The sequence below is a fragment of the Pseudoalteromonas sp. NFXS39 genome (genome assembly GCF_040148775.1).
GTDB classification, from domain to species: Bacteria; Pseudomonadota; Gammaproteobacteria; order Enterobacterales; family Alteromonadaceae; genus Pseudoalteromonas; species Pseudoalteromonas apostichopi.
In genome coordinates this window covers 473,311-489,817 of sequence record NZ_JAGDEC010000003.1, presented here as the reverse complement: position 1 = coordinate 489,817, position 16,507 = coordinate 473,311, and the positions used below count along the sequence as shown (strand labels likewise).

At 41.2% G+C, this 16,507-nt stretch carries 15 protein-coding genes and 1 riboswitch; of the genes, 6 read left to right on the top strand and 9 right to left on the bottom strand.

What is annotated here, in order from left to right; all coding sequences use genetic code 11:
• Positions 1 to 36 precede the first annotated feature (36 nt).
• Positions 37 to 1,146 carry a tRNA nucleotidyltransferase/poly(A) polymerase-related protein gene (locus J3455_RS08385; protein WP_130050677.1) on the top strand — a complete coding sequence of 370 codons (1,110 nt, stop codon included), beginning with the start codon at positions 37 to 39 and terminating at the stop codon, positions 1,144 to 1,146.
• Here J3455_RS08385 and J3455_RS08380 read toward each other — a convergent pair.
• From J3455_RS08380 to J3455_RS08365, 4 genes are all read right to left on the bottom strand, one after another.
• Positions 1,134 to 1,655 (bottom strand): Lcl C-terminal domain-containing protein, encoded by a 522-nt coding sequence (locus J3455_RS08380; RefSeq protein ID WP_130050676.1) that lies wholly within the window; start codon positions 1,653 to 1,655, stop codon positions 1,134 to 1,136. The genes J3455_RS08385 and J3455_RS08380 overlap by 13 nt on opposite strands.
• Before the next feature lies 1 nt (position 1,656).
• A complete protein-coding gene (locus tag J3455_RS08375) occupies positions 1,657 to 3,333 on the bottom strand; it encodes an Lcl C-terminal domain-containing protein (protein ID WP_349561521.1) in 1,677 nt (558 codons plus the stop codon).
• 83 nt (positions 3,334 to 3,416) lie between these two features.
• On the bottom strand, positions 3,417 to 3,749 hold the full coding sequence (locus J3455_RS08370) for a hypothetical protein (RefSeq protein ID WP_130050674.1): 333 nt from the start codon (positions 3,747 to 3,749) through the stop codon (positions 3,417 to 3,419).
• A 33-nt stretch (positions 3,750 to 3,782) separates the two neighbouring features.
• Positions 3,783 to 4,490, bottom strand: coding sequence for a DUF2982 domain-containing protein (locus J3455_RS08365; RefSeq protein WP_130050673.1), 708 nt, complete (start codon positions 4,488 to 4,490; stop codon positions 3,783 to 3,785).
• A 241-nt stretch (positions 4,491 to 4,731) separates the two neighbouring features.
• Here J3455_RS08365 and J3455_RS08360 point away from each other — a divergent pair, with 241 nt between their 5' ends.
• The 3 genes from J3455_RS08360 to msrA all read left to right on the top strand — a co-directional run bounded on the left by J3455_RS08360 (position 4,732) and on the right by msrA (position 9,504).
• On the top strand, positions 4,732 to 5,784 hold the full coding sequence (locus tag J3455_RS08360) for an efflux RND transporter periplasmic adaptor subunit (protein WP_130052251.1): 1,053 nt from the start codon (positions 4,732 to 4,734) through the stop codon (positions 5,782 to 5,784).
• A 3-nt stretch (positions 5,785 to 5,787) separates the two neighbouring features.
• Positions 5,788 to 8,886 (top strand): efflux RND transporter permease subunit, encoded by a 3,099-nt coding sequence (locus J3455_RS08355; protein WP_130050672.1) that lies wholly within the window; start codon positions 5,788 to 5,790, stop codon positions 8,884 to 8,886.
• 84 nt (positions 8,887 to 8,970) lie between these two features.
• A complete protein-coding gene (gene msrA, locus J3455_RS08350) occupies positions 8,971 to 9,504 on the top strand; it encodes a peptide-methionine (S)-S-oxide reductase MsrA (RefSeq protein ID WP_130050671.1) in 534 nt (177 codons plus the stop codon).
• 148 nt (positions 9,505 to 9,652) lie between these two features.
• On the opposite strand, the gene J3455_RS08345 is transcribed toward msrA, so the two are convergent.
• From J3455_RS08345 to J3455_RS08335, 3 genes are all read right to left on the bottom strand, one after another.
• Positions 9,653 to 11,506, bottom strand: a complete 1,854-nt coding sequence (locus tag J3455_RS08345) for a TonB-dependent receptor domain-containing protein (protein ID WP_349561519.1) — start codon at positions 11,504 to 11,506, stop codon at positions 9,653 to 9,655.
• Between the two features lie 34 nt (positions 11,507 to 11,540).
• Positions 11,541 to 11,696, bottom strand: a riboswitch (cobalamin riboswitch).
• A 173-nt stretch (positions 11,697 to 11,869) separates the two neighbouring features.
• Complete coding sequence (locus J3455_RS08340; RefSeq protein WP_130050669.1) at positions 11,870 to 12,109, bottom strand: hypothetical protein; 240 nt, start codon at positions 12,107 to 12,109, stop codon at positions 11,870 to 11,872.
• Positions 12,110 to 12,252: 143 nt separating this feature from the next.
• Positions 12,253 to 12,735 carry a YajQ family cyclic di-GMP-binding protein gene (locus tag J3455_RS08335; protein ID WP_063703177.1) on the bottom strand — a complete coding sequence of 161 codons (483 nt, stop codon included), beginning with the start codon at positions 12,733 to 12,735 and terminating at the stop codon, positions 12,253 to 12,255.
• Positions 12,736 to 12,892: 157 nt separating this feature from the next.
• Here J3455_RS08335 and J3455_RS08330 point away from each other — a divergent pair, with 157 nt between their 5' ends.
• Together J3455_RS08330 and J3455_RS08325 are read left to right on the top strand one after the other, a co-directional pair.
• Entirely contained in the window at positions 12,893 to 13,243 is a 351-nt protein-coding gene (locus J3455_RS08330; protein WP_130050668.1) for a VanZ family protein, read from the top strand.
• Complete coding sequence (locus tag J3455_RS08325; RefSeq protein WP_349561518.1) at positions 13,236 to 14,129, top strand: ketopantoate reductase family protein; 894 nt, start codon at positions 13,236 to 13,238, stop codon at positions 14,127 to 14,129. Before J3455_RS08330 ends, J3455_RS08325 begins: the two co-directional genes overlap by 8 nt.
• A gap of 93 nt (positions 14,130 to 14,222) precedes the next feature.
• Here the strand turns inward: J3455_RS08325 and thiI are convergent, their stop codons facing one another.
• Both thiI and J3455_RS08315 read right to left on the bottom strand, forming a co-directional pair.
• Positions 14,223 to 15,680 (bottom strand): tRNA uracil 4-sulfurtransferase ThiI, encoded by a 1,458-nt coding sequence (gene thiI, locus J3455_RS08320; RefSeq protein WP_130050666.1) that lies wholly within the window; start codon positions 15,678 to 15,680, stop codon positions 14,223 to 14,225.
• Positions 15,681 to 15,788: 108 nt separating this feature from the next.
• Positions 15,789 to 16,442 (bottom strand): TetR/AcrR family transcriptional regulator, encoded by a 654-nt coding sequence (locus J3455_RS08315; protein WP_130050665.1) that lies wholly within the window; start codon positions 16,440 to 16,442, stop codon positions 15,789 to 15,791.
• Positions 16,443 to 16,507: the final 65 nt, after the last annotated feature.

Below are 16,507 nucleotides of genomic sequence, written 5' to 3'. Positions count from 1 at the left end.
CGTAAAATAGCCAAAAGGAAAAATTAGAGGTGTTTTATGCAGGTTTATTTAGTCGGTGGCGCAGTCAGAGATGCACTACTTGGTCGTGACATTAAAGAGCGTGACTATGTGGTGGTTGGCGCAACGCCTGAGCAACTTATTAGTCAAGGCTATCAACAAGTTGGTAAAGACTTCCCGGTATTTTTACATCCTCAAAGTAAAGAAGAATACGCGCTAGCTCGCACCGAGCGAAAACAAGGCCAAGGCTATAACGGCTTTATTTGTGATTTCGCGCCGGATGTGACACTAGAGCAAGACTTAATTCGCCGAGATCTCACTGTAAATGCCATTGCACAAGCTGAAGATGGCAGCTTAATTGACCCTTTTTCTGGCCAACAAGACTTAGAAAATCGCTTACTTCGTCATGTTTCTGATGCCTTTAGTGAAGATCCATTGAGAATATTACGGGTAGCCCGTTTTGCAGCTCGTTATCATTACCTAGGTTTTACTATTGCTCCAGAAACCAAAGCTCTTTTAATTGATATGGTGAAGGCGGGTGAACTTAACACTCTCACCGCTGAACGAGTGTGGTTAGAGTGCGAAAAGTCTCTCAGTGACGGTGCATTTAGCGAGTTTCTAAATGTGCTTGCTAGTATTGGCGGTCTGCATGTCGTAAGCGCGGAGCTTGAAGAAAAGTGGTGCGATGAGCTTTACAACACGCTACAAGCACGCTTTGCCTATGCTAATAAACTGCAAATTAATGACATTGCAGTGTTATTCAGTCAAGTCACCTTATCGCTTTCAAGTGACGAGATAAAGATCATTGCAACTAGCATACGCTTACCTAATGAAGTACGTGATTTAGCGCTATTTAGTCAAATACATCAAACAACGTTAAGCGCAGAAAAACCGACTAGCGAGGCTATTTTTAGCAGCTTTAATCAACTTGATTTATGGCGTCGCCCAGAACGCTTTGAACAGGTATTAAAGGTTTTAGAGGTTAGTCATCAACAGTCAGTTGCCTGCTATGAGTCAATAATAAAAGCAGCAGCGCAAGCGCGTGCAGTTAATCCGCAGCAGTTTATTGCGCAAGGTATTAAAGGGGCAGAAATAAAAACCGCGCTTGAGCAAGCGCGGTTAGAGGTTATTAAAAATTACTTTTCGTAGCGCACCAAACGCAAATAAACATCAGATGTTTTTGCATGAAGGCTATTTATGCCTTTATCAAATTGATACACCCAAGCAAGATCAGTGCGACTGATCCCTGAAGTGCTACTCCAATAGTTTTGCAGCTTAGTTGATAAAAACGCCGTTTCGTTAATACTAGGCTGCACACAACTGTGCTCTAAAATGCTTGCTAACTCCTTAACATTTGGCACATGCCAATCGCTGTAATCAGCAAAGGTTGCATTTTCAGCCCCGCGCAGTGCCTCACCCCAGGTAAGTTGCTGGCTGGTCCCTTCACAGGTATCCGTTTCACTATTATAGCTTTGACCAAATGTACAACGTTGCCACATAAGGCCCGTTGCGCTGTCGCTGACTGTACCATCTTCGTTAATCACAAAACGGCTATCAGGGGTGGTCTCTGTGACGGCGTTATAACATACTTGCGCTGCGACATAACCCGATTGCAAAGCAATAACGGTAAGTGCGGTAATTAAAGGTAACTTTCGCATATTACTCTCCCGGCGTTCTGACTAAGCGCACAAAGGCGGTGTTATTTTTGGGGTACGCTAAATCATTAGCACTACTCATATCAATAATATAGGCCTGCGATAGACTTGTACCATCTGCCGCTGTTTGTGAAGTCCAATATGGCATAAACGAACTGCTACTAGTACTTAGCTGAGTATCACTAGGCTGATTAGGGAAAAAGTCTGTATTAAGTAACGTAGACTCACCTTGTTTGGCATAATCTAATAGCCCTAATAATTCAGTGTAAGTGGGCACACGCCAGTTTGTACCACCGCAAAAGTCGCGGCTATTTACATCATCAATATAAGTTTGCAAGCCACAGTTACTAGTACTTGGGCATGTAGAGCCCGCAGCCCCTTGTACACTGCCAGTTTGCACTCCAGTTGAACCATTTAGATACCAAGTATAATGATTTGATCCAGCACGCTCGGTGGTTGACGGTGGCAATGTTGAACTTGCTTCTTTCACTTCCCATATAAGCCCTGTCACGTTATCGCGTACGCAGCTAAAGCGAGTAGCATCATCAGGTAGTTCATCGGCAAATTCATTCATTTTCGTAAAATCAAACGCCAAGTCACCCTGACCAACTTTATCGAGTTGATTTGCGACGCTGTCACGACCTATATCAGCGTCTTGGCTTGGAAAGTCTTCGCTGTCACAATTAATTTTTTGTGAGTTGTTGTAGCAATCACTCATGCCGGTATCATTAATTAAACCCAGAGGTTTTGGGCTTATATCTATAATCACAATATCCGTGTCGCTACGTGATTTACTGTCTGTCACGGTAACTTCAAAGCTCAGCTCTGAATCGGTATCAACATCAGGAGCGACGAAAGTTGTGATACATTGATTCTGGTTTGCCAAAGTCACTGTTTCGCCTGTTAATTGCTGCCAAAAACATGATTTTGTTGCCGTCACGATTTCACTATTGCTAGCATCAAGCGTCACGGTATCAAACTCGATAACTTGTTGATCAACGCCCGCATCAGCAATAATTACTTCAACCGTTTTATTTAATGTAAACGACGCTTCAGTGCTCGCTGAACCACCTTCATCGTCGGTTACAGTCAAGCGCCAAGTCATCGCTGTATTTGATTCAAGTAGTGGGTGAGTGAAACTAATGGTTTGCTTGTCGTAACTATCAGCCGTTAATTCATGGCCATCAAGTTGAGTCCATAAGTAGCTATCAACCGAACCATTTTCATCGATATCAGCAGACTCTTCGCCACTTAATGTAATCACATCATTGTATTGTGATGGTAACTCTTCTGGCGCGGTTTGAGTGATCACTGCAACTGGCAGTTGATTATTAGAGGTAATAAAAATACTAACTTGATCGGAAACAAGTTGCCCATCAGTTTGATAATTTACTTTTAAAACAAGTTCAGAGTCGAGTTTAATATCAGGAGCGGTAATGGTTTGTTCTGCGCCTTCAGCTGGAAAGCCTTCTACTGCTGGGCCACTGACTCGCTCCCAGGTAAAAGTGCCATCTGCTGGAGAGCCTTTGGCAAAGACAGTAAATTCACTTTTTTCAATAATTTGCTGATCTGAGCCTGCATTAACTGTTGCTGCGACTGGATTCGAATCACTCGAACCACCACCGCCGCCACAGGCTGTTAATGTCGTTAATGCAACTAGGGTAAGAGGCACTAATCTCATGTTTACCACCTTAAAATGCAAAGTCGGTCATGGCCGACTGCCAAATAAGCTAATAACAAGCAATTAAAGTGCCAGACTCGGGTTTATAAATAACTTTCTTGATGGATACGAACGAAAAGCTTTGTACCTACTTTACTGTAATCGACTTTGTATTCTCTGCCATCGAGGGCTTGGATAAACAACAAACGTTTTTCTTCTGCAAATACATCAGGGCTTGCTACATACACCATCTCTAAGTAGCGCTCTTTGGCTTCACGACGGTTTTTTGGCAGGTCGTCTTTAAACGGCTCTAAACCATTTTGAGTAACTTTAATGCGTGGGTGATTCTCACCATTCACAACCACTAAGTCGAGTTTTTTATCTTTGTGTATTATTGTGTTTCGACCGCTTTTAATAAAAGAACGTTCTTGACTCATAGTCTTATCCTGCTACTTACTGCACCTAACTGCTTACTTTTTCTGTAAACGCGCCTCAATAAACTCATTAGGATTCAGTTTCCAACGATTTAAATCAGCACTAAATTGCCAAATATCAACATCAAGAACATTGGCTGGCAACAATAAATCGTATCCTGTTAATTGCCTTAAATGCTGCGTACGATTAGCAAACATGGCAATCAATCCTTTGTAAAGCTGACCACTAGGGGCAGTGTAGTCCGTCTCTTCTATTAACCATTCTGATGGGCAATCACCATTTTTGCAATATTTTTGAATGACTTGCATAAATAAATGACGTTGCTCTATCAGTAATCGTCCAGCAATTCTCGGGGAAATCTGAGTTAAAAATTCATCTATGTTATTGAGTTTAATACCAACTGCGTTTAACTCAAGGTATTCTAAGCCTTGTTCCACTTTTGGTATACCACTATGATGAAAATTAGCACGATTTAGCTGCCAATTCCCAATTTTGTGATGATAAATAAGTAAATTCTGAGTAAATGTTAGGCTAAAGTATGGTTCTTGAGTTTTTAAAAAGCCAATAAAAATTGCGGCAATACAGGTTGTTGCTAAAAAAATCTCAACAATGCTAATTTCACCGGGCCTCAATAAGTTAACCAACATAATAATGATTAACCCAATACCGCCAACAATTAAAAACTCGCTGCCATGGCGAGATGCTTGAGCACGCACTTTGAGTGCAGGAAGTTTCTTATCCATATACTGAAAAGTAAAAAATAAACATCACAATTGTGACCAAAACTATCTTTCTAAGCGTTAAACAATAATTACACTTTGGTTCTTTACCCATACTAAAACCTCTCTTTTAGTCACAATAAAGGAACAAATTAGCCGAACTTTTAACTTTTACGCCAAATGCACAAATTTATGAGATACCTGACATACGGGGCACGTACTAATTTTGTACACTACACTCAACTAATTTTCTGGTAACACGATGATGTATTCTACACAATCTGGTAAAGCACTTTTTCCTTTTATTATTACCCTTTTACTTGGGTTATGTATTTATTTGTATTTACCTTCAAGCCAAGGGGAGCAAAGCAACTTTGGCAACCGTGCAACACAAGTAACAGCGCACACTGTTACAGCCGAGGAAAATGCAGTACTCATTGAAGCAATTGGTAGCGCTCGTGCTAACCAAGCGATTTATATTCGCAGCGCGCAAAACGATTATGTTACCGATATCTTTTTCAATGATGGCGACTTAGTGAGTAAAGGTCAAAAACTAGTTCAATTGCAATCTCAAGAAGAAGAATTAGCAGTAAAAGAGCTAAGTATTAATTTACGCGAAGAACGCCGCCAACTTGAGCGCCTCACTGAGTTATCTCGCTCACAAGCGACTGCTAAATCATTACTTGAAGAGCAATTATCGCGGGTTGACGCAACCGAAGCACAACTTGAAAGTGCTAAAACAAAGCTGGCAGAAATGACCATCAAAGCGCCATTTTCTGGCTTGCTAGGCAAGCGCGAAATTTCAATTGGTACTTATGTTAGCAATACAACAAACATTACCACACTTGATGATATCAGCATTATTAAGGTCGACTTTAAAGTGCCAGAAAAATACCTAGCTCAGTTGCAGCTTGGTATGAAAGTGATGACGCAAAATGATGCCTACCCAGAAAAAACCTTTAACGGTAAAGTGACCCACATTAGTTCTCGTATTGATTCTATAACACGTAGCGTTGAAGTAACTGCAAGCTTTATTAATAAAAGTGGTTTATTGCGACCAGGCATGTTGCTGAACACGGCGTTAGAGTTAAGTTCAAACCAAGCGCTAATGGTGCCAGAGAAAGCCGTAATCCCTCAGCAAGACAAACACTATGTGTTCCAAATTGAAGATGGCGTTGCTAACAAAGTAGAAGTACATGTGGCAGGTCGTCACAATGGCTGGGTAGCCATTGATAAAGGCCTTGAAAGTGGTCAGCAAGTTGTGACTGAAGGCATTATTAAGATCCGTACTGGCAGCAAAGTAAGTATCAAGGGCTAAACCATGAAAATTACTGATACTAGCGTTAAACGCCCGGTCTTTGCGATCGTAATCAACCTGTTATTACTTACCTTTGGTTTGGTGGCATTTTCTATGCTCCCACTGCGAGAATACCCGGATATTGAAACACCGATTGTCAGCGTTAGCACTGATTACACTGGTGCCAGCGCAGAGATTATTGAAACCAAAATCACCCAAGTACTCGAAAACCGCATTTCGGGTATCGAAGGCATCAAAAGTATTAATTCATCGAGCCGTAATGGTCGCTCAAATATCACCATTGAGTTTAATATCAGCCGTGATATCGATGCTGCATCAAACGATGTACGCGAACGTGTAGCCCGTGCCCTAGATAGCTTACCTGAGCAAGTTCGCCCGCCAGAGGTATCTAAATCAAACAGCGATGAAAGCCCAATTGCATGGTTCGTACTAAACAGTACTACCATGGATTCATTACAGTTATCTGATTATGCACAACGCTTTATTGTTGACCGATTAGCCGTTGTTGACGGTGTCTCAAACGTGCGTGTTGGTGGTGAACGTAAATACGCAATGAAAATCTGGTTAAACCGTAAAGCGATGGCTGCACGCGGTATAACCAGTAGCGATATCGAAAACACGTTACGAACTGAAAACGTTGAATTACCCGCTGGAGAAATCGAGTCTATCGACCGTGATTTTACAGTACGTACCGCCCGTAGTTATAAAGATCAGCGAGACTTTAGAAACTTGGTTATTAAACGTGGTGAAGATGGCTATTTAGTACGTTTAGGTGAAGTGGCTGATGTTCACTTAGAAGCCGCTGACGACGAAAGTCTGTTTCGCGGTAATGGCAGAAATATGATTGGCTTAGGCATTGTAAAGCAGGCCAAAGCCAATACTCTTACCGTCGTTGATAATGCCCGCGCAGAACTTGAAAAAATCAAGCGTAACCTGCCAGAAGGCACAACCATTCAAGACAGCTATGACTCATCTATTTTTATCAAAGAATCAATTGATGAAGTATATAGAACGCTTGGGATTTCAATGGCACTGGTTGTATTGGTTATCTACCTATTCTTAGGTAATATTCGTGCAACACTCGTACCTGCAGTCACGGTACCAGTAGCGCTAGTTGGTAGCTTTATGTTCTTGCTTGCTATGGGTTACTCAATCAACTTACTGACTCTATTAGCTCTCGTTCTTGCGATAGGTTTAGTCGTAGATGACGCAATTGTAATGCTTGAAAATATTCACCGCCGAATAGAGTTAGGTGAACCGCCTCTTCTTGCTGCGTTTCGTGGTGCCCGTGAAGTTGGCTTTGCGATTATCGCCACTACGCTCGTACTAATTGCGGTCTTCGTACCACTGGTGTTTATGGATGGCCGTATCGGCGCACTATTCACCGAATTTGCTATGGCAGTAAGCGCCGCAGTGTTCTTCTCTAGTATTACAGCCTTAACCCTTTCTCCGGCACTTTGCTCAAAAGTACTGAAGCCATCAGAAAAAGAAAGTAAGTTTAGCCAGTGGATGGATAGAACATTTAACAAAATTGAAAACGCCTATCGTAATTCACTTACTTCAAATATGAGTCGTAAGTGGAGCTTACTACTAATGATGATTTTGGCTGGTGTTGCCAGCTTTATGCTATTTCAAAAAGTGCCATCAGAGCTGACGCCAAAAGAAGACCGTGGAACATTCTTTATCATGATGAGCGGCCCAGAAGGCGCTAGTTATGAGAATAATGCGGCTAACATGGCAAAAATTGAAGAGCGTTTGATGCCTTACTCTGAATCTGGTGAATTAAGTCGCGTGCTTATTCGAGTCCCGGGTTGGGGTGGTCAAGGTGGCGTGGCTATCATAGGAATGGCTGATTGGGATAAACGCAAGCGCTCAACTTGGGAAGTAATGGATGAAATTAGCGGTAAGATGACGGAAGTGACCGACGTACGGGCTTTTGCGATTATGCGCCGTGGTATCGGTGGCGGTGGTTCATCACGCCCAATTGAGTTTGTATTGCAAGGTAACGATTACGATCAACTAGCTGATTGGCGAGACCGTATTATCCAGCGTGCAGAGAAAAACCCTGGTTTGGTGAGAATCGACCATGATTACAAAGAAACCTTCCCGCAGTTTTTAATCAACATTGATAAAAACAAAGCTGCAGATTTAGGTGTTTCTGTATCTGATGTAGGTCGCACGCTAGAAACCATGTTAGGCCAACGTCGCGTAACGACCTTTATCGACCGCGGTGAAGAATACGATGTAATTTTAAAAGGGACCAAAGAAGATTTTGCTAACCCGACTGATATTTCAAATATCTACTTAAAATCACGCAGTGGCGAATTGGTTCCGCTAGATAGCTTAATTAGTTTAAAAGAAGAAGCCACAGCGTCTCGTTTGAACCGCTATAACCGTATGCGCGCAATTACGTTAAGTGCGAATTTAGCAGATGGCTATACCTTAGAAGAAGCGCTGAACTTCTTAAATCAAGTTGCGGCTGAAGAAAATGACATAGACGGTGCAATTGACTACAAAGGTGAATCGCAACTATTCTATGAAGGCGCATCAGCAATGACCTATGTGTTCATTCTTGCACTAACTGTAACTTTCTTAGTACTTGCAGCCCAGTTTGAAAGCTTCATTCACCCGTTTGTGATCATGCTTACCGTTCCGCTTGGTTTAGTCGGCGCATTATTTGGCTTATGGTACACAGATCTCACTCTGAATATTTACAGCCAAATTGGTATCGTAATGCTAATTGGTTTGAGTGCGAAAAACGGTATTTTGATTGTTGAGTTTGCTAACCAACTACGCGATAAAGGCGTTGAGTTTGACGAAGCGATTACTCAAGCAGCTACGCAGCGTTTACGCCCCATTATCATGACCTCACTGACCACTGTAATGAGCTCGGTACCGCTAGTACTTGCAAGTGGCCCAGGTGCAGAAAGCCGTATGGTAATTGGTGTGGTGGTATTTACTGGTGTTATTGTTGCAACCTTACTTACCTTATTCGTAGTACCTGCAGCATACAGTGCGCTAGCCAGAAATACCCAGTCGCCTGAGTACTTACAAAGCAAGTTAGAACAACAGGCAAAAGATAAGCCGTTAGAAGAAATTTAAACGAGTTTAAGATGTTACAAAACGCCGTCTTTACGGCGTTTTGTTTTTTCAGCTATAGTCAGCAAAAAGGTAAGGAAGTTAAATATGGATAACAACATACAAATAGCTACTTTTGGCGGCGGCTGCTTTTGGTGTATTGATGCAGCATTTAGACGTGTGAAAGGAGTACTTAATGTCAGCTCTGGCTATGCTGGCGGCGAGATTGAAAACCCAAGTTATCAGCAAATTTGTACTGGCTTAACAGGTCATGCCGAGGTTGTTCAGCTTGATTTCGACAGCAGTGTTGTGAGCTATAACACCCTACTTGAAATGTTCTTCACTTTACATGATGCCACACAGTTAAACCGTCAAGGTAATGATGTCGGCACGCAGTATCGCAGTGTGATTTATTATCATGATGAACAACAAAAAACTGAGTCACAAGCCATGATTGATGCTTTACAAAAGCAAATTCGTGAACCCATTGTGACTGAACTCAGCCCTCTATCAAACTTTTATCCTGCAGAGCAGTACCACCAAGACTATTACAATGAAAACCCGAATCAAGGTTATTGCAGCATACTTATTGCCCCAAAGCTTGCTAAGTTCGAGCAATATTTCGCTGATAAACTAAAATGAAAAAAGCCCGCTAAGTAGGTAGCGAGCTTTTAGACGCAGAACTAATAATGAAGCTGAGCTTGTTTTTTACTTATACAAATGACATGAATGGGCAAATTAATGTCAATTACTCGCTTTAAGCAAACAGCTCAGCTGGCCTTAATAACTATTAGAACTGATAACGGGCACCTACAAACAAGCGCCGCTCAGCCGTGTTGTAGTAGTAATATTCATCGTTGATGAAGTCACCATCTAAGTCAGTGCCATAAGCATCAACGGCGTTGTAATCTTTATCGAATAGGTTTTCTATTCGTAGTGACACAGTTAAGTTGTCAGTCGCTTGGTAGTGACCTACTAAATTCCATAATGTATATGAAGGTAAGTGCGTTAACTTACCATCACGATCACCACGGTATTGCATATCAATACCGGCATCAAAATCACCCCATGCTTTGTGCAATGACCAATTCACACTGTGATTTGACACATAGGTGAGTGACTGACCTGTTTGTGTATCTTCCGCTGAAAGGTAGGTAAAGTTAAAGCTATGATCAAAGCCAAACACTTGGTTTTTAAAACTAAACTCAACACCTTCGTGGCGAGCTTCGTTTATATTGGTTGGGATCCATTGCCCTGATGCATTTGGTGCCCAAGCGATTTTATTGTCGATTTCGCTGCGGAAAATCGCAATATCAAGACTAATATCATTCACATTGAGTGATAAACCAAGCTCTTGGTTATCTGATGTTTCAGGGTTTAACTCTGGATTACCTGAGCCTGGGTAATATAGATCATTAAATGTTGGAGATTTAAAACCAGTACTTTGACTAACACGGAATGTGGCGATGTCATTTAAGTGATAGCCTACAGCTGCAGTGTATGTTGTTTCATCACCAAACTGCTGATCATCATCTTGGCGAACTGTCAGGTTAGCGAGTACTTGTTCGTCATCATAATATGCGCCAACAAACACAGCGAATACTTCACGGCTGTCTTTTAAGTATGTACCTGAGTTAGTGTTCACTTCATCTTTATACCAATTCAAACCGCCACTAAGAGTCAGTGCTTGATTGAAAAAGTATTGGCCATTGTAATCGATTTGCTCACGCTCAGTTTCAAACTTATCAACCACCGTTGCACCAGTGTAATCAATACGTGAGTCATCTGAACTATCACTTGATATGGCAATATCGATGGCATGGCTGTGTTTTTCGAAGGCTTTTTTCCAACCTAATGAAGCTTGGTAATTTTCGAACTCGCCTTTTTCTACGGTACTGTTTGCTGGGCTATAAGCACTGTCGTATTTGGCTTCGCCTTCTGAGTACTGTGCTTGAGCTAAAAATTCACCTAATTGCTCATTTTGATAACCTAGATTAAAGCCAATGTTTTTGTTTTCGTAGCCGTCTTCATCTGGCGCTAGACCTTGAAGAACATCAAAACCATCTGTTTTTTCATAACCAGCATTAACAGCAACATCAACACCCGCAAACTGACCACCCGTCGCTACTTGGTACGCTTGATAAGAGTCTGAGCCAAAAGTCACGTCTAAGGTCGTGTTTTGTGCTTTACGCGTAATGATATTAATCACACCTGCTAGCGCATCAGAGCCATATACAGCAGCACGTGAGCCTTTAATTACTTCAACACGCTCAATACTGTTTAAAGGAATATTGCTAATACTTTTATAACCAAGTGTTGCAGAGCCTGTACGTACACCATCAATTAAAATAAGCGTATGACGAGAGCTTGCACCACGTAAAGAAACACCTGAGCTTTGCCCAAAACCACCATTAGCATTAATTTGAAAGCCTGCTTGAGTCGCCAGTAAGCTTGGTAAGTCACGCACATAGCTTGCTTCAATATCAGCACGGTCAATAACAGTGACACTGGCTAATACATCATTAATTGATTGTTCGAATTTATTGGCAGTAACTGTGATGTGCTCTATTGATTGCTCGTCAGCAGATACAGAAAAAGATAACGCAGCAGCAACCGCTACGCATAACGCAGATTTATTTAGCATGATATCCCCTAGCCTGTGCCCACCGCACACGCGAATAGTAAGTTAATTCAAGGCCGGTCTCCGGACTCTGTACATGCATGGCATATACATTACCGTTGCGGGGGCAGTGTTGGCATTGTTTTCTCCCTGAAAACGCACCGACTTCCCGATTATCTTGCGACTATTTCACCCTTTGAAATATAACGTATCTGAAGATACAGCAAGCACCTCGAAAATAGGCCGTTATTGTGATGATTTTGGGGAAGAAAGTCAATGGACGGCTATACTTCTAAAGCAAAGCTTTAAGCCTAAAGCTTCAAACTGTAAGTGGAGTCAGATCAAAAAAGCCAATCAGCATGGTGATTGGCTTTTATAAAACAATGATTACCAGAAGTACTCGTGAGGTTTTGAATTTCCTAACGGAAAAACAATTCCTTCTGGGTCAGCACCATTCAGCACAAGCTTGCAAAGAGCTTTATTTAAGCGTCTTCTTGGCTTGGTCATCGTCATTTTCACCCACCAACTTGGTGTTTGTTGGTAAAAATAAGTACTGTGTGGGCCTGTGTATTTTCTGTTTATTTTACCGTGTTTATTACGGTCAATTGTTTTGTTCTTTACTGACATAAATATCCTCTAGCTGAAAATAGCTAGAAGATATCTTTTTCTGTGTAACCTAATATTCGTCTCAAAATACGCTCCTTGTAAAGTTCAGAAACTTGCAGGTTTATAGCTTAAAACCTACAGCTCAAAGCTATAAACACAGAGTATTAATCGCGGAAGTTTTTGAACTGGAATGGTTGACCTAAATCAGCAGTACGAACAACTTGCATTGCTTCTTGTAAATCATCACGTTTTTTACCTGTTACACGTAATTCTTCACCTTGAATAGCGGCTTGTACTTTGATTTTTGAGTCCTTGATTAATTTAACGATTTTCTTCGCTACGTCTTTTTCAATACCTTGCTTAAGCGCAACGTCACGCATTACGTATTTACCACTACGCGACTCATCTCTTAATTCTAAGCTAGATACATCTAAGCCACGCTTTGAAATTTTCGCAGCAAGAATGTCAAAAAGTTGCATAACTTGTTGTGGTGCTTCTGCTTTTAACTTGATTACTTTATCACTTAGTTCGATTGATGCATCAACACCACGAAAATCAAAACGCGTCTCTAGTTCACGCTTTGCATTATCTACTGCATTCTGCGCTTCGTTCATTTCTACTTCAGAAACAATATCAAATGAAGGCATGGGGTTCTCCTAACATAGTCTTTTTTAAATTCATTTATGGTTGGCAATTATAACGCTTATTTGTCGATTCTTTCTATTTTTATCCGATTTGTTCAGGTGCGATGCAAAAATTGTTTGATATACTGACCATTCAATTTCGGCATTTTTAGGGTTTATTGTGACAAGGCGTGTTTACCAAGTTATCTTTTTAGCCAGCATTATTGGCTTTACAATTTTATTTGCCAAAGAAATTAAAGGGGTGAGCAACCTCTTTCCACACGTAGATAAAGTGGCGCATTTTGGTATTTTCTTTGTACTGGCTATGGTGATGGACAAAGCCTTTAAATTGCCTCTTTTGGTGCAAATTTTACTATTAGCCGGATATGGTGCGGCCATAGAGTTTATGCAAGATATGCTGCCTTACCGTCAAGCTTCGGTTGGGGATTTTGTCGCTGATTTTATCGGTGCTGTAAGCTATTTTATTATAAAACTTGGTTTTCATGTAGGTAGTAAGCAACGTAATGGCTAACATATTAATTGTTGGCGACGGTGCGATTGGCTTGTTGTTTAGCCATTTTTTATCTGCACAACATGACATTACATTACTGACCCGTAAGCCAACCCTGACCACGCGCTTTTATCAAGCCAGTAATGGTAAATCACATCCAATTAAAGCTCGCCTTATTCACCACAAAGAGCTTAGTCAATCCGCCCCCTTTGACTTAGTATTAATCACAGTTAAAGCATTTCAGGTGCAAGCTGCCTTTGGACAAGTAAAACCTTACCTTAGTAAAAAATGCCAAATCGTTATTTCTCATAATGGTATGGGTAATGTTGATGAAGTTAATGCCCAGTTGTTAGACTCTCAAGGGTTAGCGTTTTTAACAACGCGTTTAGCTGGCTTTAAAACAACGCCTTATAGTGTGAGCCATACTGGTAATGGCGAAAGCGTGCTGGGTGCTTGCAATAACGCTGCTAGTGGAAAGCTCAATGAGCTAAAGCAGCAGTTTAGCTACTTACCACACTTTTCTGTTAGTGATGATATCCACTCATTGCGTTGGCAAAAGCTGTTAGTGAATATTGCCATAAACCCGTTAACAGCGATTCATAACATTAAAAATGGCCAATTACGTGCACCGCAATTTAGTACTCGTATCATTAACTTGCTCAATGAAGCATGCCTTGTTGCCAATAAACAAGGTGTTGACGTAAAGCTTAGCGAGGCACTGGACCAAGCCTATTCAGTGATGACGGCAACCGCTGAAAACTTTTCTTCTATGCAGCAAGACATCAGCCATAATCGAGAGTCTGAAATTGATGCAATTTGTGGTTATGTGTGTGAACAAGGCGCTAAATTAGGCGTAAAAACACCTTATAATCAAGCAATGCTTAGCATGATAAAAATAAAAAGTTAGCGAGGGGAAAGAGTAAAGTTACTAGCTTTCGTTTCTCGCAGTTATTTTCGGTATTAAAAAAGCGCGAACATGTCGCGCTTTTATCACTATCCCTTACGGGCGATACACTTTTACGTTGCTGTAGCCTTCTTCGTGAAGGATCAGTGCTTGTAGCTGGCTCATCACACCTTTAGCACAATATAAGTAATATTCTTTATCTTTTGGTAAGTCACCAAATTTAGTCGCTAAGCGGAAGAAAGGTAAATGAACAACTTCAATACCTTCAAGCTCTAATGGATTTGCATCTTCTTCTTCAGGTGAGCGAATATCAACAACAACTGCCCCCTCTGGTAAGTCAGATACAGACTCAGCTTCTTTCACTTCTTCTTTTGCTTCGGTGTCGATATCGCGAATATCCATCACACGGGCATTCTCAACAACCGTATTTAGCACGTCGAAGTCAAACTTAGCTTCTTCAGCAAGAATCGTTTTGATTTTTGCTTTAACTGTTGGCTTCTTAGAAATAACACCACAGTACTCAGGCATGCTTTCTGCCATTTCAGCCGTACCAATTTGACGTGCAATATTAATAATATCTTGTTTATCGTGTTGGATTAACGGACGAATAATTAAGGTTTCAGTTACACGGTCAATAACACTTAAATTAGCAAGCGTTTGGCTCGATACCTGACCAATGCTTTCACCAGTTACCAGTGCTTGTACACCTAGCTTTTCTGCAACTTGGCTACCTGCACGCATCATCATACGTTTAAGAACAACACCCATTTGGCTGTTTTCAACGTTTTCTAAAATTTCAGCGACTACAGGTTCAAAATCAACCGTAACGAACTTCACTTTATGAGTAGAACTAAACTGCTTCCAGATGTAGTAACTCGCTTGCTTAACACCGATTTCGTGAGCCGCACCACCTAGGTTAAAGAACAAGAAGTGAGTACGTGCACCTTTACGGATCATTTGATAGCTTGCAACACCTGAGTCAAAGCCACCCGACATTAGCGATAGTACATCTTCTTGTGTTGGTAGCGGGAAGCCTGCCATACCGTAGTGAGTTTGAGTAACGATATAAGCTTTATCATCACGCACTTCTAAACGAACTGTCACCTCTGGGTGAGATAATTTAACGCGTGCACCTTCAACATGCTGGTTTAAGCCACCACCTACGTAGCGCTCTACATCGCTTGATGTGAAATCATGCTTACCTGAACGTTTACAACGCACACAGAATGTTTTGCCTGCAATGGTATGACCGATTAGTTCAAGTGCTTTTTGGTAAATATCGTCGATTGAGTCGAAGTCTGTTTCTGTTACTTCAATAAACTGTACGATACCTGGAATGCGTTTTAAGCCATCGATAATATCTAAGCGAACTTGCTCAGAGTCTAGCAAACTGACAACAGAGATATTATCCCAGTTGTTTCTTACCTGAACTTTTTCGTCAACGCGACGCAAAACGATCTTAATATTATTTTCTAATAACTTGGTAAAACGTTTACGAACAGATTTACTCTTGATCGCGATTTCAGGGTGTAGTTTGACGATAAATTTAAGCATAGTTCACTCTTAGACTGTGGATTTCACACGCCCCAAGGTTAAGCAACCTCAAGGGCGCGCGATTATAACAAAAATTATAGCGTCTAGGAAATAAACTGCTTTGCGGGATTATTGTTCGCTTTGCTCTGTTTCAGCAAGGGCTAAATACTTAGCTCTTAATTGGTTAACTTGCTCTAGATGTTGCTCTGTGCAATGAGCTTTTAATAGCAGTAATACTTTTAAAATACCGTTATAAATATCAGCTCTGGCAAGTTCACCACTTAAGCGGCGAGCTTTGATATAAGGCGTCCAAAAGCTCACAGTCATTTTAAGCATATGCGCAAGCTCTGTAACATCTTCGTCTGCAATGCAAATAACACCGCCTTCACGTAATGCAAAAAGTACATCTTTAACTTGCTCTAAAAGCTCAGTTTGAAACGCAATGTAGCCTTTTTTCAGCTCTTCATCACGAGATAAAATATCGCCTAAGTTGTCGTAGAAAAACTGAAAGCGCCACATTTGTTCAAACAACGAATCAAGATAACCCGCTAGGTTTTCAAGCGCATCGTCATCAGGAGTCAGTGGCTTGAAATGAGTGTGTAGATGGTCGCTGTACAAAGCAAATATGTGACGAATAATATCTTCTTTATTTTTAAAGTGATAATACAAGTTTCCTGGGCTTATCCCCATATGCGAGGCGATATGGTTGGTTGTTATGGCACGCTCACCGTGGCGATTAAATAACTCAATGCTGGTGTGTATGATTTTGTCCTTTGTGCTCATAGCCTATTTACTCTGTTTTTTATGATTATTACGTTCCCCAGCCAAGCAGTATAAACAAATGCGTG